This window comes from Streptomyces sp. NPDC048291 (genome assembly GCF_043201715.1).
Lineage (GTDB): Bacteria > Actinomycetota > Actinomycetes > Streptomycetales > Streptomycetaceae > Streptomyces.
The window spans coordinates 327,334-344,386 of record NZ_JBICZC010000007.1 but is presented as its reverse complement, the minus strand read 5'-3'; the positions used below and the strand labels follow the sequence as shown (position 1 = coordinate 344,386).

General features: G+C 73.2%; 16 protein-coding genes. 6 read left to right on the top strand and 10 right to left on the bottom strand.

All coding sequences use genetic code 11. From position 1 onward, the window contains the following. The first annotated feature begins 45 nt into the window (after nt 1-45). On the top strand, nt 46-666 hold the full coding sequence (locus tag ACGF5O_RS21045) for a LysE family translocator (RefSeq protein WP_393811368.1): 621 nt from the start codon (nt 46-48) through the stop codon (nt 664-666). Between the two features lie 166 nt (nt 667-832). Here ACGF5O_RS21045 and ACGF5O_RS21040 read toward each other — a convergent pair whose 3' ends face one another. The 3 genes from ACGF5O_RS21040 to ACGF5O_RS21030 form a co-directional block, all read right to left on the bottom strand. Then, nucleotides 833-2,488 carry a tannase/feruloyl esterase family alpha/beta hydrolase gene (locus ACGF5O_RS21040; RefSeq protein WP_393811367.1) on the bottom strand — a complete coding sequence of 552 codons (1,656 nt, stop codon included), beginning with the start codon at nt 2,486-2,488 and terminating at the stop codon, nt 833-835. Nucleotides 2,489-2,842: 354 nt separating this feature from the next. Next, nucleotides 2,843-3,319, bottom strand: coding sequence for a nitroreductase/quinone reductase family protein (locus tag ACGF5O_RS21035; protein WP_393811366.1), 477 nt, complete (start codon nt 3,317-3,319; stop codon nt 2,843-2,845). Continuing rightward, a complete protein-coding gene (locus ACGF5O_RS21030; protein WP_393811365.1) occupies nt 3,316-4,557 on the bottom strand; it encodes an acyl-CoA dehydrogenase family protein in 1,242 nt (413 codons plus the stop codon). Before ACGF5O_RS21030 ends, ACGF5O_RS21035 begins: the two co-directional genes overlap by 4 nt. Nucleotides 4,558-4,656: 99 nt before the next feature. On the opposite strand from ACGF5O_RS21030, the gene ACGF5O_RS21025 reads away from it, so the two are divergent. Both ACGF5O_RS21025 and ACGF5O_RS21020 read left to right on the top strand, forming a co-directional pair. Further along, complete coding sequence (locus ACGF5O_RS21025; RefSeq protein ID WP_393811364.1) at nt 4,657-5,826, top strand: acetyl-CoA acetyltransferase; 1,170 nt, start codon at nt 4,657-4,659, stop codon at nt 5,824-5,826. A 129-nt stretch (nt 5,827-5,955) separates the two neighbouring features. Further along, the gene (locus ACGF5O_RS21020; protein WP_393811363.1) at nt 5,956-6,957 is read left to right on the top strand and encodes an expansin EXLX1 family cellulose-binding protein; all 1,002 of its coding nucleotides are present in this window, start codon (nt 5,956-5,958) and stop codon (nt 6,955-6,957) included. Nucleotides 6,958-7,116: 159 nt separating this feature from the next. Here the strand turns inward: ACGF5O_RS21020 and ACGF5O_RS21015 are convergent, their stop codons facing one another. Next, complete coding sequence (locus ACGF5O_RS21015) at nt 7,117-7,563, bottom strand: hypothetical protein (RefSeq protein ID WP_393811362.1); 447 nt, start codon at nt 7,561-7,563, stop codon at nt 7,117-7,119. A gap of 141 nt (nt 7,564-7,704) precedes the next feature. Here ACGF5O_RS21015 and ACGF5O_RS21010 point away from each other — a divergent pair, with 141 nt between their 5' ends. Beyond that, nucleotides 7,705-8,376 carry a pyridoxal 5'-phosphate synthase gene (locus ACGF5O_RS21010; RefSeq protein ID WP_393811361.1) on the top strand — a complete coding sequence of 224 codons (672 nt, stop codon included), beginning with the start codon at nt 7,705-7,707 and terminating at the stop codon, nt 8,374-8,376. A 36-nt stretch (nt 8,377-8,412) separates the two neighbouring features. Here the strand turns inward: ACGF5O_RS21010 and ACGF5O_RS21005 are convergent, their stop codons facing one another. The 6 genes from ACGF5O_RS21005 to ACGF5O_RS20980 form a co-directional block, all read right to left on the bottom strand. Next, a complete protein-coding gene (locus ACGF5O_RS21005) occupies nt 8,413-9,621 on the bottom strand; it encodes a cytochrome P450 (RefSeq protein WP_393811360.1) in 1,209 nt (402 codons plus the stop codon). Nucleotides 9,622-9,660: 39 nt separating this feature from the next. Further along, entirely contained in the window at nt 9,661-11,055 is a 1,395-nt protein-coding gene (locus ACGF5O_RS21000) for an NAD(P)/FAD-dependent oxidoreductase (RefSeq protein WP_393811359.1), read from the bottom strand. Further along, nucleotides 11,045-11,272: a ferredoxin gene (locus ACGF5O_RS20995; protein ID WP_393811358.1), complete on the bottom strand. Its 228-nt coding sequence runs from the start codon at nt 11,270-11,272 to the stop codon at nt 11,045-11,047. Before ACGF5O_RS20995 ends, ACGF5O_RS21000 begins: the two co-directional genes overlap by 11 nt. A gap of 233 nt (nt 11,273-11,505) precedes the next feature. Continuing rightward, a complete protein-coding gene (locus tag ACGF5O_RS20990; protein ID WP_393811357.1) occupies nt 11,506-12,387 on the bottom strand; it encodes a GNAT family N-acetyltransferase in 882 nt (293 codons plus the stop codon). 60 nt (nt 12,388-12,447) lie between these two features. Beyond that, nucleotides 12,448-13,071, bottom strand: a complete 624-nt coding sequence (locus ACGF5O_RS20985; protein ID WP_393811356.1) for a GNAT family N-acetyltransferase — start codon at nt 13,069-13,071, stop codon at nt 12,448-12,450. A gap of 146 nt (nt 13,072-13,217) precedes the next feature. Beyond that, the gene (locus tag ACGF5O_RS20980) at nt 13,218-13,664 is read right to left on the bottom strand and encodes a Zn-ribbon domain-containing OB-fold protein (protein ID WP_393811355.1); all 447 of its coding nucleotides are present in this window, start codon (nt 13,662-13,664) and stop codon (nt 13,218-13,220) included. Between the two features lie 227 nt (nt 13,665-13,891). On the opposite strand from ACGF5O_RS20980, the gene ACGF5O_RS20975 reads away from it, so the two are divergent. Together ACGF5O_RS20975 and ACGF5O_RS20970 are read left to right on the top strand one after the other, a co-directional pair. Next, nucleotides 13,892-15,502, top strand: a complete 1,611-nt coding sequence (locus tag ACGF5O_RS20975) for a subtype B tannase (protein ID WP_393811565.1) — start codon at nt 13,892-13,894, stop codon at nt 15,500-15,502. Nucleotides 15,503-15,803: 301 nt separating this feature from the next. After that, nucleotides 15,804-16,985 carry a flavin-containing monooxygenase gene (locus tag ACGF5O_RS20970; RefSeq protein ID WP_393811354.1) on the top strand — a complete coding sequence of 394 codons (1,182 nt, stop codon included), beginning with the start codon at nt 15,804-15,806 and terminating at the stop codon, nt 16,983-16,985. Nucleotides 16,986-17,053: the final 68 nt, after the last annotated feature.

Here is a 17,053-nt window from a genome sequence, read left to right as displayed (position 1 = left end):
ATTTCAGGAACACTTTCGGGCCCATCGCGCCTAATGTCCCTTTCCATGGACACCGGACTCCTGCTCTCCTTCCTCGCCGTCGACCTGCTGCTGGTGTGCGTACCGGGCGCCGACTGGGCGTACGTGATCGCCGCCGGGGTGCGCGGGCGCTCGGTGCCGCGCGCGGTGGCCGGCCTGATCGCCGGGTACGCCCTGCACACCGCGCTCGCGGTCGCGGGGCTCGCGGTCCTGGTCTCCCGGTCGCCGGAGCTGCTCACGGCCCTGACCGTGGCCGGCGCCGGCTACCTGCTGTGGCTGGGCTGGGGCGTGCTGCGCCGCCCGACGGTCCCGCAGGAGGCGGAGGAGGCGGAGGGGGCCGCGGCCGGGCCGCAGGGCTTCTGGCGGGGCGCCGCGATCAGCGGCCTGAACCCGAAGGCGCTGCTGCTCTACCTCTCGGTGCTCCCCCAGTTCCTGGTCACGACGGGCACCCACCTCCCCGTGGCCGCCCAGACCGCCGCCCTCGGCGCCCTGCACATGGCCGCCTGCGCCACCGTCTACCTCGCCGTCGGCACCCTCTCCCGCGCCCTGCTCGCCGCCCGTCCCCGCGCCGCCCGCGCGGTGACCCGCACCTCGGGGGCGGCGATGCTGGGCATCGGGGCGGTGCTGCTGGGGGAACGGCTGCTGTAGCGCCCCGTAAGGGGCGCGGGGCTGTATTCGATATGCGGCTACCGCCGCGTGGGGCGCCGCAGCCGACAGCGCCCCGTAAGGGGCGCGGGGAACTGCGCGACCAGCCACGACGACGCCGCAGTCGGCAGACGGCAGACGGCGCATCGCGGCGCGTCCGGCGGAGCACTCAGCGGCGGTCCGACACGGTGGTCGACTCGGTGGCCAGGTCGGAAGGCACGCTCGTCCTGGTCGTGCAGGAGGCGCCCGCTCCGGGGGCGGCGGCGGTGTCCGGGTAGGCGCAGATCGTGCGCTCGGTGCCGGTGGCGGGGTCCCGCTGGCCGAAGGACTCGGGGGCGCTGCCGTGCTCGGTCCACGCCTCCAGGGCGTCCAGGAGCCGGGACCGCGCGTCGGTGGTGCCGGTGAGGTCCGGCTCGGTGTGGCCGACGCCCGGGAAGTAGAAGGTGCGGACGAAGGAGCGGGTGCCCTGGACGCCGTATCGGCCGAACAGGCGCTGCTGGTAGTTGTAGGAGGTGAACGGCACGATCAGGGGGTCCTCGGCCCCTACGTAGTACAGGATCCTGCCGTTGTGCTTGCGGACCTCGGACAGGTCGGTGCTGTCGGTGGCGGCGGTCTTCTCGAACTTGCGGTACGACGCCTCGAAGAACTTCGGGAAGTTCTCCATGGTCAGGTTCTTGCGCCAGTCGTAGGCCGGGTCCTGCTCCAGCCAGTTGCGGACGTAGGTCTCGATCAGCGGGCTCATGGTGTTCCCGCCGGGCAGCAGGACCGAGAAGGTGGTGCCCCGGGGGATGCCGCCCCACAGCCGGTTGCCGTGGGCGTCGCGCGGGCCGTCCCAGATGAGGTCGACGGCCTCGGCCTCCGCGGCGGTGAGCCCCTTGACCTCGCGCGCGTCGAAGGTGCAGCGGCGGGGATCGGCGACGACCCCGTCGGTGACGCCGTCCTCGGGGTCGCAGGCGGCGACGGCGGCGGCGTTCGCGGCGTCGCTCTTGGCGGGTGCCAGGCCGCCGGGGCCGAGGAGTTCGTCGACGACGACCGCGGGCCAGGCCTCGCCGATGATGAACCGGTTCCAGTTGACCGCCGGGTAGCCGAGCAGGAAGCCGTCGTACTCGTCGCCGTACTTCTGGGCCATCTCCCAGCCCTGCCGGCCGCCGGTGGAGCCGCCGACCCAGTAGTTCCGCCGGGCGGCCCGGCCGTAGTAGGTCTTGGCGAGGGAGAACGCCCAGACCGTCTGCTCGTGCAGGCTGCGGTCGATGAAGTCGTCGACCTGCCGGGTGTTCAGCCTGCCCGAGGGAGACAGCACGAAGCCGCCGCCGGCCTCGCCGCAGCCGGGCTGGGCGTTGGCCTCGCCGGTCCTCGGGTCGGTCGCGTCGCACCAGGCGGAGCTGTGGCCGGTGTCGGTGACCGAACCGACCTCGCCGCGCCGGACCGCCACGGTGAGGTCGCCGAGGTCGCCGGCGTACCCGCCGCCGCCGGCGTTCAGGACCCGGCCGTTCCAGGCACCCGTGTAGGTGCCGCCGACGCCGGCGTCGGCGGTGCTGAGCGGGAGGGTGACGCGGACGTTGACGGCCCGGGCGGGCACGAGGTCGACCTGGCAGTACGCCGGGAGCGTCGCGGAGGCGGGCACGACCTCGGAGCTGATGCTCTTCACGTGCGAGCCGGCGAGGACCGTCCGCGCGAGGTCGGCGCAGCCGGGTCCGGCCGCGGCGCCGGCCGGCTGCACGGCGAGCGCGGACACCGTCACCGTCGCCGTCACGGCGCTCACGAGGCGGGCCGCCGGGCGCAGCCTGCCGGGGCGCCGGGACGCGAGCGGTTCACGTGTGGTCACTCGTCGGCCTTTCGGAGGCGGGAATGCGCTACGCGTCATTCCAGCGTCCGGCCGCCCGGCAGAGCAGCGCGTGTGCCGCTCCGCGGAACACCCGACGTGAACACCTACGGCGGTACGACCGCGCTTCGGCCGCAGGCCGGTGGGGGCAGATCGCGCAGTTCCCCGCGCCCCTGAAGGGGCACACCGCAGCGCCCCTTTTTTTCTTTTTTCTTTCAGGGGCGCGGGGAACTGCGCGACCAGCCACGACGGCGCGGCAGCCGACAGCGGTCGGCACCGCCCCTGCTTTCAGGGGCGCGGGGAACTGCGCGATCAGCCACGACGGTGCCGCGGACGGCAGACGGCGGAGCGTGTGCCTTACGGGGCGCTTCGTCGCCGGGTCAGGCGGAAGATGCGGATCTGGCGGTCTATCCGGTCCTGGTAGGCGGCATACGGCGGCCAGAACGTCAGCAGTTGCCGCCAGGCGTCCGCGCGTTCCGCGCCCTCCAGGAGCCGGGCGGTGACCGGGATGTCGCGGCCCTTCCAGCTGATGTCGGCGTCGGGACGGGCGAGGAGGTTGTAGGTCCAGGCGGGATGGCCGGTGCGGCCGAAGTTGGAGCCGACGAGGAGCCAGTCGTCGCCGTCGGGCATGCACGCCAGCGGCGTGCGGCGGGGCCGGCCGCTGCGGGCGCCGGTGGAGGTGAGGATCACCCCGGGCAGCATCTGGGCGCTGAGCAGCACCCGGCCCCCGCTGAGCCGGTGCACGGCGCGGTCCAGGGCCGGGATCACGTACGGGGCCACCTTGGCGAACCCCCGGGTGGCGGACACCCTCTGTACCAGCCGTACGCCGATCACACCGCCACCTCCCGCCCCGCGAACAGCCCCGCCGCCTCGGCCGCGTACGCGCGCAACCGATGCCCAGGACCGAAGAGCAACTCGTCCCCGGCGGCCCGCTTGAAGTACAGGTGGGCCTCGTGCTCCCAGGTGAACCCGATCCCGCCGTGCAGCTGGATGCCCTCCCCCGCGGCGGTCCGCAGCGCCTCCAGCGCCTGCGCGAGCGCCAGCCCGCCGGCCGGCCCACCCGTCGCCCGCCACCGCCCTTCCAAGGGGGCGCTTCGCTCCGCACCACCTGTTTCGTGCACGGTCGCCCAGGCCGCGTAGTAGGCCGCCGACCGCGCCGCCCGCACCGCCACGTGCACGTCGGCCAGGCGGTGCTTGACCGCCTGGAAGGACCCGATCGCCCGCCCGAACTGCTCCCGCTGCTTGACGTACTCCACGGTCCGCTCCAGCGCCCGGTCGGCGGCTCCCACGGCCTCGGCGGCGAGCACGGCGGCCACGAAGTCGCCGAGGCCGGCGAGCGCGGAACGGACGTCGGCGTCCGCGTCGGGGCCCAGCAACTCGGCTTCGACATTGCGCAGTTGCACCCGGCCCTGACCGCGGGTGGCGTCCAGGCTGGTCCGCCGGGTCCGTACCACCCCGGCGGCGTCGCCCCGCACCAGGAAGAGGAGGACGCGCGAGCGGGCGTACCCGCCGGTGTGCGCGGGCACCAGCAGCAGTCCGGCGCTGTGGCCGTCGAGGACCTGGTCGGCCTCCCCGTACAGCCGCCACCGGTCCGCCGTGCGGCGGGCCTGGACGCCCCCGGCCCGGCCGCCGCCCGCCCAGTCGGCGGTGGGCGGCCCGGTGAGCGCGAGGGCGCTGCCGAGCCGGGTGCCGGGGACGGCGAGGGCAGCGGTGAGGCTGCCGTCGGCGATCCGCGGGAGCAGTTCGGCGCGCTGGGCGTCGGTGCCGAGGGCGAGCAGCAGCGGGGCGGCGAGCACGGCGGTGGCGAGGAACGGGACGGGTGCGAGGGCCCGCCCCAACTCCTCGGCGGCGAGGACGACTTCCGTGCGGGAGCAGCCGGTCCCGCCGTACTCCTCGGGAAGGGCCAGGCCGGGCAGGCCGAGGTGTTCGCCGAGGACGGTCCACAGGGCGGGGTCGTACCCCTCCGGCCTGTCGACGGCGGCCCGCACGTCCTCCGTGCCGCAGCGCTTGTGGAGCAGTTCACGCAGGGCGCGCCGGATCTCGTCCTGCTCGTCGGTGAAGCGGGCGTCCATGACCGGACCTCCTGACGATCTGACGGCCCGTCATGCTAGGGGCGTCGGATGCAGATGCACAGAGGCGGAGTCCAGCGGATCTGATGTACCGTCAGATTCATGACTGGACCCCGCAAGGTCGCCGTGGTCGGCGTGGCCCTGTCCGACTGCGGCCGGGTGGACGAGGCCACCCCGTACGCCCTGCACGCCCAGGCGGCCCGCCGCGCGCTGGCCGACGCCGGTCTCGGCCGGGACGTGGTGGACGGCTTCGCGTCGGCGGGGCTCGGCACGCTGGCGCCCGTGGAGGTGGCCGAGTACCTGGGCCTGCGCCCCACCTGGGCCGACTCCACCTCCGTCGGCGGCTCGACCTGGGAGGTCATGGCGGCCCACGCGGCCGACGCGATCGCCGCCGGCCACGCCAACGCGGTTCTGCTCGTGTACGGCTCGACGGCCCGCGCCGACATCCGGGCGGGGCGGCGCACCGGGAACCTGTCCTTCGGCGCCCGCGGCCCCCTGCAGTTCGAGGTGCCCTACGGCCACACCCTCATCGCCAAGTACGCGATGGCCGCCCGCCGCCACATGATCGAACACGGCACCACCGTCGAGCAGTTGGCGGAGGTCGCGGTCCAGGCCAGGGCCAACGCGGCGCTGAACCCGGACGCGATGTTCCGCACCCCGATCACGGTCGACGAGGTCCTGTCCGGGCCGATGATCGCCGACCCGTTCACCAAACTGCACTGCTGCATCCGCTCGGACGGCGGCGCGGCGGTCCTGCTGGCGGCCGAGGAGTACGTACGGGACTGCCGTACCGCCCCGGTGTGGGTCCTCGGCACGGGCGAGTGCCTCTCCCACGCCACCATGTCGGAGTGGGCGGACTTCACGGTCTCCCCGGCGGCGGTGAGCGGCGAACTGGCCTTCCGGCGGGCCGGGGTCACTCCCGCCGACATCGACTTCGCCGAGATCTACGACGCGTTCACCTACATGACCCTCGTCACCCTGGAGGACCTCGGCTTCTGCGCGAAGGGCGAGGGCGGGGCGTTCGTGGAGAAGGGGAGATTGAAGGTCGTGGGCGGGGAGCTTCCGGTGAACACGGACGGCGGCGGCCTGTCGGCCCAGCACCCCGGCATGCGCGGGCTGTTCCTCCTGGTGGAGGCAGTACGGCAACTGCGCGGCGAGGCCGGCGAACGGCAGGTGCGGCGGGCGGACGGGGGGCTGCCGGAGCTGGGGGTGGCGTCGGGGACGGGCGGCTGGTTCTGCTCGTCGGGGACGGTGGTGCTGGGACGGGGGTGACACGGGCTCCGCGAACGGTCGCGGAAATCCACGGGACGGCGGCAACCTCCCGGGCCCCGGCGGCAACTGTCGTACGGAAGCTTCGACGTTCGAAGGACGTGCACCGCCGAACCGCGTAAGGATCCCTCCGTGGCCTCCTCCTCACATCGCCGACGCCCGCAGCCGGACCGGGACTTCGCCTGGCGCCCGGTACGCGGACCGCTGCTCGCCGTGACCGCCGTGGCCGTCGTCGCCCTGGTCGTGACCCTGGCCGTGGCCTTCCGCCCCGGCACCGCGGCCGGCGCCGCCGGACCGGAGCGGGCGGTGGCCGGATCCGCGTCGCGGGCCGCACCGGGCACGGCGACGGACCCGGCCACGCCGACGCCTCCGACGTCTCCGGAGCCGTCGACCGCCGCACCGAAGCCGTCGGCGAGCAAGCGGACCACCCCGTCGGCGTCCCCGTCCACCGCCCCCTCCCGGCGTGCGGAGAGCAGCACCACCCACGCCGCCTCCGTCGCCACCACCACCGCCCCCGCAGCCGGCCGGATCCGCCCCGGCACCACCTACCAGGGCGTCGCCACCTCCTACGACGTCGGCAACGGCGACGGCGCCTGCTCCTACGGCCCGACCTCCGACGTGATGACCGCGGCGATGAACACCGCGGACTACGAGACGGCGAAGGCCTGCGGCGCGTACGTCTCCGTCCGCGCGGCGAGCGGTACGGCCATCACCGTACGGATCACCAACGAGTGCCCGGCACCCTGCGCGGTCGGCCAACTGGACCTGAGCCGGCAGGCGTTCGCCAAGCTGGCCCCCCTGTCGGCGGGCCGGATCCAGATCACCTGGAGCCTGCTGAGCCCGGCCGTCTCCGACACGGTCTCGATCCGCTACAAGACCGGTTCCACCCAGTACTGGTGCGGCATCCAGGCGATCGGCCACCGCAACCCGCTGGCCCGCCTGGAGGTCCGCACCGGCAGCGGCTGGCTGGCGCTCCCCCGCACCGAGTACAACTACTTCCTCTCCGACCAGGGCACCGGCTGCGGCCACGACATCCGCCTCACCGACGTCTACGGCGAACAACTCACCGTGCCCGCACTCGCGATACGCCCGGACGCGACACAGCAGACCACCCTCCAGTTCACCCGCCACTGAAAGGCCCCCCCCCCGCTACAGCGCCCCGTATGGGGCGGCCCCGTAAGGGGCGCTGGGGGTACCCCCGGCCGAAGGCTGGGGGAGGAACTGCGCGACCAGCCACGACGGCGCCGCACCCGACCGACGACCCGGCCCGTCGCGGCACCCCCAGCGAAGCGGCTAGCGGGCCGGCACGATCCGGTGGCTCCGCCTGGGCTCGGGCCCGTCGAGAAGCGCGACACCGATGTGGTGGCGGCCGCGCACCCACGCCGTGGGCGTCAGGACGAGCCCGACGACCGCGACGAACACACTGGCCGAGAAGACGGCCGGCAGCGCCCTGCCGCCCTCGTGGACCGCATAGCCCACGGCGGCGACCGAGACGAGCAGGGAGAACCCCGACACCGCCGCCCACCCGTTGCGCACCCGCCGGGTCCGCGCGTGGTCGGCGACCTCGGCGAGGACGGCCGCCGTACAGACGGGACACTCCAGCTCGACCCGGTCCCGCCCCTCGGCCGGCCGCACCAGCCGGAAGTCGCGGGCGGCCCAGGTGACGGCCCGCGTCCTGCGCCGTCCGACATCGCCGTTTACATGGCGTACGGCCACTTTCACGGTCTTCGGTCCCCTCATGCCGGACAGTGTGCGGGCGGGGCACAGGTGTTCGCAGCGGTTTGCTCGGTTGTGCCCCGGGGCTTGGCCGCGGAGCCCCGGGGCCGCCGCACGAGGTTGCTGATGACACGGGTGCGGGAGTTACCGAGTGATACTCGGCACATGGCAGCAACGGATCTTCACACGCTCCTGAAGTCGCTCCGGGTCTGGTCCCCCGAGACCACGGAGCTACGGCTGTTCGACCCCGGGTCGGCGCCGGACTCCCCGCTCCCGCTCTTCACCACGTGGTTCGCGGAGGCGGTGGCGGCGGGACAGCCGGAGCCGCACACCGTGTCGCTGGCGACGTCGGACGACGAGGGCCGGGCGGACGTCCGGATCGTGATGCTGCACGGCGCGGACGCGCACGGCTGGTCCTTCGCGTCGCACGCGACCAGCCGCAAGGGGCACCAGCTGAGCGCCCGCCCGTACGCGGCCCTCGCCTTCTACTGGCCGGTGCTGGGCCGCCAGGTCCGGCTCCGCGGCCCCGTCACCGCGGCTCCCTCGGAGGAGAGCCAGGCCGACCTGCACGCCCGCTCGACCGGCGCCCTGGCGGCGGCGCTCACCGGCCGCCAGAGCAGCCCCCTGTCCTCGCTGGAGGAACTGCGCACGGAGTCGGAGGCGGCCTGGCGACGCGCCCACGCCGACCCGGCCGCCCCCTCCCCGACCTGGACCCTCTACCACCTGCGGCCCGAGGAGGCGGAGTTCTTCCAGGGCGACCCGGACCGCCGGCACGTCCGGCTCCGGTACGTCGCCGAGGCGGACGGCGCGTGGCGGAAGGAACTGCTCTGGCCGTGACCGCCGGGGTCCGGCCGTGACCGGCGGGGCCGGTGCTCAGGCCGCGAGGCCCTCGATCGCCACGGGCAGGTGGCGGGGGCCGCGCAGCACCGCGTTGGCGCGGTACGGCGGCGGGTCCTCGAGCAGCCCGGAGAACTTCACCCGCCTGAACAACTCCGGTACTGCCGCGTGGAGTTCGATCCGGGCGAGCGGGGCGCCGAAGCAGTAGTGGATGCCGGTGTAGAAGCCGAGGTGCTCGTTGTCCTTGCGGTCGGGATCGAAGCGGTCGGGGTCGTGGAAGCGCGCGGGGTCACGGTTGGCCGCGGCCAGCATGAGCCAGACCGGCGAGCCCTTGGGGATCGTCGAGCCGGCGACCTCGATGTCGGCCAGGGCGGTGGTCCACGGGACGAACTGCACCGGAGGCTCGAACCGCAGCACCTCCTCGATGAGCGGGACGGCCAGCCGCGGCTCCCTGTGGAACCGGTCGAGGAGGTCGGGGTGGCGCAGCAGGGTGAGGGTCGTGTTGGTGATCGCGTTGACGGTGGTCTCGTGGCCGGCGACCAGCAGCAGCACCGCGGTGGCCTCCAGGTCCGCCGGTGTCATGTCGGGGGCGAGCGCGCTGAGTATCCCGGGGCCGGGGTGGCGGCGCCTGGTCTCGATCAGCTCGGCCAGGTAGCCGCCCATCTCCTGGCGGGCCCGCTGTGCCTGCTCCTGCGCGTCGTCGCCGCCGGCCGCGGGATCGAGGGACGACGCCAGGGCGTCGGCCCAGCCGTGGAAGCGCGGTTCGTCCTCGCGCGGCACGCCCAGCACCCGGCAGATGGCGGTGACGGGCAGCGGGTAGGAGAAGTCCTCGACGATGTCGACCCGGTCCTTGCCGTCGAAGGCGTCGAGCAGTTCGGTGACGACCGTGGACAGTTCCCCGCGCAGGCCGTCGAGGAACCGGGGGCTGTGCGGCGGCCCGAACGGCCGGTTGATGGTGTCGCGCAGCCGGTCGTGCACGGGCGGGTCGGTGAAGATGAAGCTGGGCGGCAGGCCGGACTCCTCCGCCGGCTGCCCGACGCGGGCGTAGCCGGGCGGGCGGTTGCTCGTGTCGTTGCTCAGCCGAGGGTCGTTGGCCAGGCCCCGTACCTCGTGGTAGGTGCTGACCAGGTAGGTGCCGTCGTCCTCCCGCAGGACCGGTGTCTTGCGCAGCTCCGCGTAGAGCGGGTACGGATCGGCCCGGTTGGCGTAGTCGGTGATCTGCGCGGAGATGGGGTCGGGCGTCATGGCGTCTCCTCGGGGCTCCGGGCGGTACAAGGCCGGTGGTCAGGCGTGCGACGGAACGAACTCGACACGTCGTTCGCTCGGTGAGTGACCGGTCAGCGTGACCGTGGCCCCGTGGGTGGGCAGGTGGGGGTCGGGGAAGGCGGGGTCGACCGGCTGCAGCGTCTCGGTCCTGCGGTCGACCGTGCGGTACTCCGGCGGGAAGGGCGCCCCGGACGCGATCTGCTGCTCGTAGAACCCCAGCCACTTGGCCCCGTCGAAGGCCACCGCGGCGATGCAACGGCCGTGGTACCCGTACACCGCGACGAACCGCTCCTCGGTGAGCGCCCCCTGCGCGACGACCAGCTGGTCGCCCAGCGAGGGCACGCCCACCGACTTGATGTTGACGCCGAACTGGGAGGACCAGAACATCGGCAGCCACAGATGCGGCCGGCGCTCCGGGCTCGCGCAGATCATGTTGTGGGCGGCGATCTCGGCCTGCTCGACCGCGTTGCCCCAGTGCTCCAGCGACAGGAACTGGTAGTCGAACAGCGGGTGGGGACTGCGTGCGACGTCCCCGGCGGCGTAAATGTCGTCGGTGACGATGCCGTTGACGTCGAACACCCGGCACCCCGCGTCGCACGCGATCCCGCGGGGCCCCGCGGCCACCCCGGAGCCGGCCAGCCAGTCCGTGTTCCGCATGGCACCGAGCGAGACGACCGCCACCTGCACGTCGATCGCCGAACCGTCGGACAGATGGGCGCGCCTGAGCCGCCCCACGTCGTCGCCCTCCAGGGCGGTGACGCTGATGCCGCAGCGCAGGTCCACGCCGTGCTTGCGCTGCAGCCGGTCCGCGACCACGCCGACCACCCCGCCGAGCGCGCCCACCAGCGGAGCCGGGCCGCGTTCCGCGACCGTCACGTCGAGGCCCAGCTCCCGGCAGGCCGAGGCGACTTCGGAACCCGTGAAGCCGGCCCCGATCACCAGCACCCGGGACACGCCCCCGGCCAGCTTCCGGGTCAGGCGCGCGGAGTCGTCGCGGGTGCGCAGCACGAACACCCCGTCCAGCGCGGCCTCTTCCGGGTGGATCCAGGGCCGGGCCCTGGTCCCGGTGGTGATCAGCAGGCGGTCGTAGGGGACGCTGTCGCCGTTGGCCAGGATCACCCGCCTGGTGTCCCGGTCCAGTTCCTCGGCGGCGACCCCCAGCCGCCACTCGGCGTCGATGTCCCGCCGCCGCGGCAGCGCGGTGTCCTCGGGCCGCGCCCGCCCGAGCAGCGCCTGCTTGGACAGCGGCGGCCGGTCGTAGGGTTCGTACGGCTCGTCGCCGATCATGGTCAGTGATCCGGTGAAGCCCTGGTCGCGTAGGGTCTCCGCGGCGCGCAGACCGGCCAGCGAGGCGCCGACGACGACAATGCGGCCCTCGCGCCGCAGGACCTCGATCTCCGTGTCAGCCGACATGGGACTCCACCCGCCTCGTCGGCTCGTCGGAGTAGTCGACCAGGATGGCCTGGACGGGGCAGGCGGCAGCGGCCTCCTCCACCCGGTCGCGGAGTTCCTCGTCGAAGCGAGGGGAGAACAGCAGCGCTTCCTCGCCGTGCAGGGCGAAGACGTCCGGGGCGAGGAAGACGCACTGCGCGAATCCCTGGCACCGGTTGAGATCGACGACAAGCCTCATCGGGCACCCGCTCTCTGCGCGGGCCGCGACTCCCCGCGTACCCCGCGGCCACCCGCGCTCGGTCCATACGCCGGCCGGCATGCCTTCCTCCCAGCCTGTGCCTCCACCGAGGGCCTCGCAAGACGAGCCTCTTCAGGGGCGCGGGGAACTGCGCGACCAGCCACGACGCAGCCGCAGACGGCAGACGACAGTCAACTGACGGCAGACGACGGACCGCGGCTCCGCCGCTCCGCTCAGGACGCCGCCCCGAACTCGTACAGCACCCAGTCCGCCACCGCCCGGTAGCCGATGCGCCGGTAGAGCTCGTTGCTCGTCGGATTCGCGAGGTCCGTGAAGAGCAGCACCTCGGCGGCGCCCGCGGCGAGCGCCGCCCGGCTCACCTCCGCCGTCACCGCACCGGCGTACCCGCGGCCGCGCAGTTCCGGCGGGGTGTAGACCGGCCCGACCCGGACCTGGCCGGCCACCGCGAGGGTCAGTCCCGCCATGGAGACGGGGGTGCCGTCGGGGATCTCCCAGAGGGTGGCGCCGCCGTAGGAGAGCCGGAAGTCGGCCCACTCCCCGGCGTCCCGGCCGCCGTGCAGGCCCGCGTCCGCCACGAACCCCTCGTACCAGCGGATCAGCAGGTCCCGGTCGGAGCCGTCGGCCGGCCTCGCCCGCCCCTCCGGCGCCGGGTCGGGAGGCGCCAACTCGGCCAGCCGATACAGGCGTTGCAGCTCACGCAGCTTTCCCGGCGCCCCCGTCCGGCGCGCCCACTCCGCCACGAACGCCTCCGCCGTGGCGGCGTCGGCGCAGATCCCGGAGACCGGGTGGCCGAGGGCGAGCAGGCGGTCGGCCAGCGCCTCGGCCTCGGCGGCCGTGAGGCGGGTGACGTTCAGGGCGTACGGGGGCGTGTGGAGCAGCGCCGCGGCCACGCCGCCGTCGCCTCGGGTCAGGAGACCGAAGAACGGCGGGTCGTCGCCGTAGGCCCGCGGCCCCCGCCGCCTGAGCTGCGCCGTCACGGTGAGGTGGACGGTGTGGAGATCGGGACGTGAGCGGAGGAAGTCGCCGCCGCGGGCGAGGTGTTCGTCGACGTCGTCGGTGAAGTGCCAGTCTGCCGAGCGGAGTTGTGTGGTCATGGTCGATGGTCCCGGCGTACCACCGCACCGCGCACCCGAATTTGCCCCGCCCGACCCCGCTCAACCTCGCGCCGGGACCCGGTCGAGGTCCGGGCTCGGGTCCGTGGCGAGGCGGGCGTGCAGGTGTACGTCCCGGAAGGCGTCCTGCCGGCCCGCCTCGAACATCGCGCCCCGCAGCGTCCCCTCGTAGTCGTAGCCGCATGTCAGGGCTATCCGGCAGGACGTGTCATGGCCGAGGGCGTGCCCCAGCTCCAGGCGGTGCAGGCCCAGTTCGGCGAAGGCCCAGTCCGTGGCCAGCGCCAGCGCACGGGTGGCGACCCGGCGGCCCCGCGCCTCGGGCAGCACCCAGTAGCCGACCCGGGCCGTCCGGAACGTGTGGTCGATCATGTTGACGCCGACGTGGCCGAGGGTCGTACCGCTCGCCGTGTCCGTGATCCGGAACGGCGCGCAGGTGCCGTCCGCCGCCTGCTTCCGCTGCGCGGCCAGGGCGGCGCGGGCGCCCGCGAGGTCGCTCACCTCGGTGAGCGGGGTGTTCCAGCGGCGGAAGTCCGGGTCGGTACGGCTGCGCAGCCACGCCTCGGCCTGCGCCTCCGCGTCCGGGTCCCAGTGGTCGAGCCGCAGACCGTGACCGTGCGGGGTGACGTCGGGGCGATGGGCGGCGGGCTGTTCGTCGGTGAGGGCCATGGGGCCATTCAAACGCGTGCGCCGGACGGGGGCCCTCGGGTTTCCCCGCACGGCCCGGCCGGCGGCCTCGGGCGCCTCAGTACGACGCTCTCGGTACGACGCCCTCGGTACGTCGGCCCCGGCGCGGCGGCCCCGGCGCAGAGTCCTCAGTGCGGCGGCCCCGGCGCCGGGCGGAACACCGGTGCCCCCTCCCGGAAGGCGACCTCCAGCTCAAGTCCGGCGCGCAGGGTGCCCGGTTCGGTGCCCACCAGCTCCGTCATCATGCGCGGCCCCTCCGCGAGGTCGACCACGGCCGGCACGTACGGGACGCGGTCGCCGAACGGCGGGAGGTCGTTGCGGTGGACGACGGACCAGGTGTAGAGGGTCGCGCGGCCGGTGGCCCGTTCCCAGGTGACGTCCTCGCTCCAGCAGTGGGGGCAGAACTCCCGGGGGTAGTGGTGGGCCCGGCCGCAGTCGCCGCAGCGGCGGAGCAGCAGCCGGCCCTCGGCCGCCGCCTCCCAGTAGGGGCGGGTGAAGGCGTCCGGTTCGGGGCGGTCGTACCGCGGGCGCTCGCCGCGTATGCCGTGCGTGCCGTCGGAACTCGTCGCGTCCATGAATCTGACAGTACGTCAGATCCTGAAGCGCAGCCCAGACCCGGATGGGCAAAACCTGTGCGACTCCCGTGACCCTGTGGGTCCACCGTGAGATCCCGGGAAATTGTTGACGATTTTGTCGGCGCAAGATTACGTTCGCAACCGCAAGGCCAGGGAGTTCGATACGAGCGTTCGATACGAGAGGCAGCAGGGTGAAGCACAGGGCAGTCAAGCGCAGGACCGTGGTCATGGGGATCGGCGCCGCGGCCGGTGTCGCGGCAGTCGGCGGTATCGCCCTCAGCGCGCAGGCGTCGAGCGGTTCCTCCTCGTCCCCGGACTCGCTGGCCTTCGACCCGGACGGGTACTCGAAGCTGACGAAGACGATCACGGACGCCGAGGGCACCGAGCACGATGTGACATACCACTTCTGGAAGGCGATCACCTACGTCGCCGACCCGGTGGACGCCACCTACCAGTCCCTGATCGTCAGCGCCCCGGTCGAGATCGACGGCACGGCCGTCGACCCGGCGAACGCCCCGATCCTGCTCGCCAACTCCATCGGCGGCTACATGCCCTCCTCCGTGGCCGACGCCACCGAGGTCGGCGGCGGCGGTTCCGCCATGGGCGGCGGCACGGCGCCGAGCGGTGCGCCCACCGGCGCGGCCCCCAGCTCTTCCGCGAGCACGGCCGCCAACGCCAACGGCAACACCAACGCCACCGGCGGCGCCACCTCCAGCAACCAGCTGCTCGCGCTGGCCGCCGGGTACGTCGTGATCGAGCCCGGCGCCCGCGGCCGTACCCTCAAGAACTCCGGCGGCGAGTACTACGGCACCGCCCCCGCCGCGATCGTCGACCTGAAGGCCGCCGTCCGGTACATCAGGGCGAACAAGGGCCTGATCCCCGGCGACACCGAGCGCATCGTCTCCGCCGGCACCAGCGCGGGCGGCGCCCTGTCCTCGCTGCTCGGCGCGTCCGGCGACAGCCCGATCTACGACAAGTACCTGAAGGAGCTCGGCGCGGCCGACGCCTCCGACGCGATCTTCGCGGTCGGCGCCTGGTGCCCGATCACGGACCTGGAGCACGCCGACGGCGCCTACGAGTGGAACTGGGGCACCAACGACCTCGCCACCGGCAAGCAGGTCGACCAGTCCGTCTCCAAGGACCTGAAGGCGCAGTTCGCCGAGTACCAGGCGGGCCTGAAGCTGCGCGGCCTGGACGGCTTCGGCCCGCTGACCGCCCGCAACTACGACGACTACCTGGTCGAGCAGTACCTGCAGCCCTCGGCCACCAGGTACCTCGCCGCCCTCTCGGACTCGGACCGCGAGACGTACCTGGCGAAGAACACCTTCATCACCTGGTCCGACGGCAGGGCCGCCTTCGCCTGGGACGACTTCCTCACCCACGTCGGCGCCCGCAAGAAGGACACCCCGGCCTTCGACGCCTTCGACCTGTCGGCCGGCGAGAACAATGAATTCGGAGCGGGTACGACCGAGACCCGCCACTTCACGGCGTACGGCGCGAAGAACGACTCCACCGGGCTCGGCAGCAAGCGGGTCGCCGCCGACATCCCCGAGAAGCTGAACCTGATGAACCCGATGTTCCACCTGGTAGAGAAGGTCAACGACCGCCGCTCCAGGCACTGGTGGATCCGCCTCGGCACCAGCGACTCCGACACCTCGCACGTCGTCTGCGCGAACCTGGCGGCCCGCCTGGACAACCTCGGCGACGACGTCGACCACCTCTACTACTGGGACGAGGGGCACGGCGCCAACACCGACCCGGGCGACTTCATCACCTGGATCGCCACGGTGACGGGCTACGGCAAGGGCAGGAAAGGCAAGAAGGACAAGCGGAATTAACAGGCCCCCGCGGAAGTAAGAAGCTCTCACAATCGTGATGGCGCTCTCGAAGCCGCGATAGCCTCCCCGAACGCGGCGTCCTTTTTCCCGTCTGTCTAAGGACGCCGCCCACCCGTGACGTCGGGCCCCAGCGCACCGGGGCCCGACGTCACGGGCCTTTCTCATTTCCGCCCCACGAGCACCAGATGAGGTGGGCTACGTCACAAGTCGCACCCACTTCTCCTACGGGTGTGATCAATCCGCAACCAATTCCGGTCTTGACCGAGACCCATCAACGTGAAGCGTGATTACGCTCGCGCTCATGGCCGTGTTCTCCCCCACCGTTTCGCCCGTCTACGTCATCGGCGCAGGCCCCGGAGGGCTCGCCGCCGCGTACGCGCTGCGGGCCCGGGGCATCCGTGCCGTGATCCTGGAGAAGTCGGACGACGTCGGCGCGTCCTGGCGCCGCCACTACGACCGCCTCCACCTCCACACCACCCGACGCCTGTCCGCGCTGCCCGGGCTGCCCATGCCGCGCCGGTTCGGCCGCTGGGTCTCCCGTGACGACGTGGTGCGCTACCTGGAGAAGTACGCCGAGCACCACGAACTGGAGATCGTCACCGGCGTCGAGGTCTCCCGCGTGGAACGCTCGCCCGACGGCGACGGCTGGCTGCTGCACGCCTCCGGCGGACGGGAGCTGACCGGCTCCGCGGTGGTGGTCGCCACCGGCTTCAACCACACCCCGCGCATCCCCGACTGGCCGGGCCGGGACGGCTTCCCCGGGGAGTTCCTGCACGCCGGCGCGTACCGCGACGCCAAGCCCTTCGCCGGCCGGGACGTCCTCGTCGTCGGCACCGGCAACACCGGCGCCGAGATCGCCGTCGACCTGACCGAGGGCGGCGCCTCCCGGGTGCGGCTGGCCGTCCGCACGGTCCCGCACATCGTGCGCCGCTCCACCGCGGGCTGGGCGGCCCAGTACAACTCCGTCCTGGTACGACGGCTCCCGACCGCCTTCGTCGACCGGCTGGCCCGCACGATGGCCAAGGTCAGCGTGCCCGACCTGGCCGCGCACGGCCTGCCCCGCCCCGACAGCGGCCTCTACAGCAGGGTGAAGCAGGGCGCCATCCCGGTCCTGGACGTCGGCCTGATCGACGCGGTGCGCCAGGGCAGGGTCGAGATCGTGGCCGCCGTCGACGGCTTCGAGGACGGCGAGGTCGCCCTCGCCGACGGCACCCGCGTCGCCCCCGACGCGGTGATCGCCGCGACCGGATACGTCCGCGCCCTGGAGGGCCTCGTCGGCCACCTCGGCGTGCTCGACGACCGCGGCCACCCGGTCGCCCACGGCCCCCGCACCCCGAAGAACGCCCCCGGCCTCTACTTCACCGGCTACACCAACCCGATCAGCGGCAACATCCGCGAGATGGCCATCGACGCGGAGAAGATCGCGAAGGCGGTCGCCAAGACGGCCGCCAAGACCGCGGCGAGGTCGGCCGCAGAGCGGTAGCCGACGGCGTAGATACCCCCAACCTCCTTGTACAGCAACCCCGTTGCCCATGTGACGCAGGCGACGGA

What these genes read in the sequence shown, in the direction of transcription:
- ACGF5O_RS21010 (WP_393811361.1), top strand. Translation starts at nt 7,705, where the DNA reads ATGGCAGCAACGGATCTTCACACGCTCCTGAAGTCGCTCCGGGTCTGG.
- ACGF5O_RS21005 (WP_393811360.1), bottom strand. Translation starts at nt 9,621, where the DNA reads ATGACGCCCGACCCCATCTCCGCGCAGATCACCGACTACGCCAACCGG.
- ACGF5O_RS20980 (WP_393811355.1), bottom strand. Translation starts at nt 13,664, where the DNA reads ATGGACGCGACGAGTTCCGACGGCACGCACGGCATACGCGGCGAGCGC.
- ACGF5O_RS20970 (WP_393811354.1), top strand. Translation starts at nt 15,804, where the DNA reads ATGGCCGTGTTCTCCCCCACCGTTTCGCCCGTCTACGTCATCGGCGCA.
- ACGF5O_RS20985 (WP_393811356.1), bottom strand. Translation starts at nt 13,071, where the DNA reads ATGGCCCTCACCGACGAACAGCCCGCCGCCCATCGCCCCGACGTCACC.
- ACGF5O_RS21025 (WP_393811364.1), top strand. Translation starts at nt 4,657, where the DNA reads ATGACTGGACCCCGCAAGGTCGCCGTGGTCGGCGTGGCCCTGTCCGAC.
- ACGF5O_RS21015 (WP_393811362.1), bottom strand. Translation starts at nt 7,563, where the DNA reads ATGAGGGGACCGAAGACCGTGAAAGTGGCCGTACGCCATGTAAACGGC.
- ACGF5O_RS20990 (WP_393811357.1), bottom strand. Translation starts at nt 12,387, where the DNA reads ATGACCACACAACTCCGCTCGGCAGACTGGCACTTCACCGACGACGTC.
- ACGF5O_RS20975 (WP_393811565.1), top strand. Translation starts at nt 13,892, where the DNA reads ATGGGGATCGGCGCCGCGGCCGGTGTCGCGGCAGTCGGCGGTATCGCC.
- ACGF5O_RS20995 (WP_393811358.1), bottom strand. Translation starts at nt 11,272, where the DNA reads ATGAGGCTTGTCGTCGATCTCAACCGGTGCCAGGGATTCGCGCAGTGC.
- ACGF5O_RS21000 (WP_393811359.1), bottom strand. Translation starts at nt 11,055, where the DNA reads ATGTCGGCTGACACGGAGATCGAGGTCCTGCGGCGCGAGGGCCGCATT.
- ACGF5O_RS21045 (WP_393811368.1), top strand. Translation starts at nt 46, where the DNA reads ATGGACACCGGACTCCTGCTCTCCTTCCTCGCCGTCGACCTGCTGCTG.
- ACGF5O_RS21030 (WP_393811365.1), bottom strand. Translation starts at nt 4,557, where the DNA reads ATGGACGCCCGCTTCACCGACGAGCAGGACGAGATCCGGCGCGCCCTG.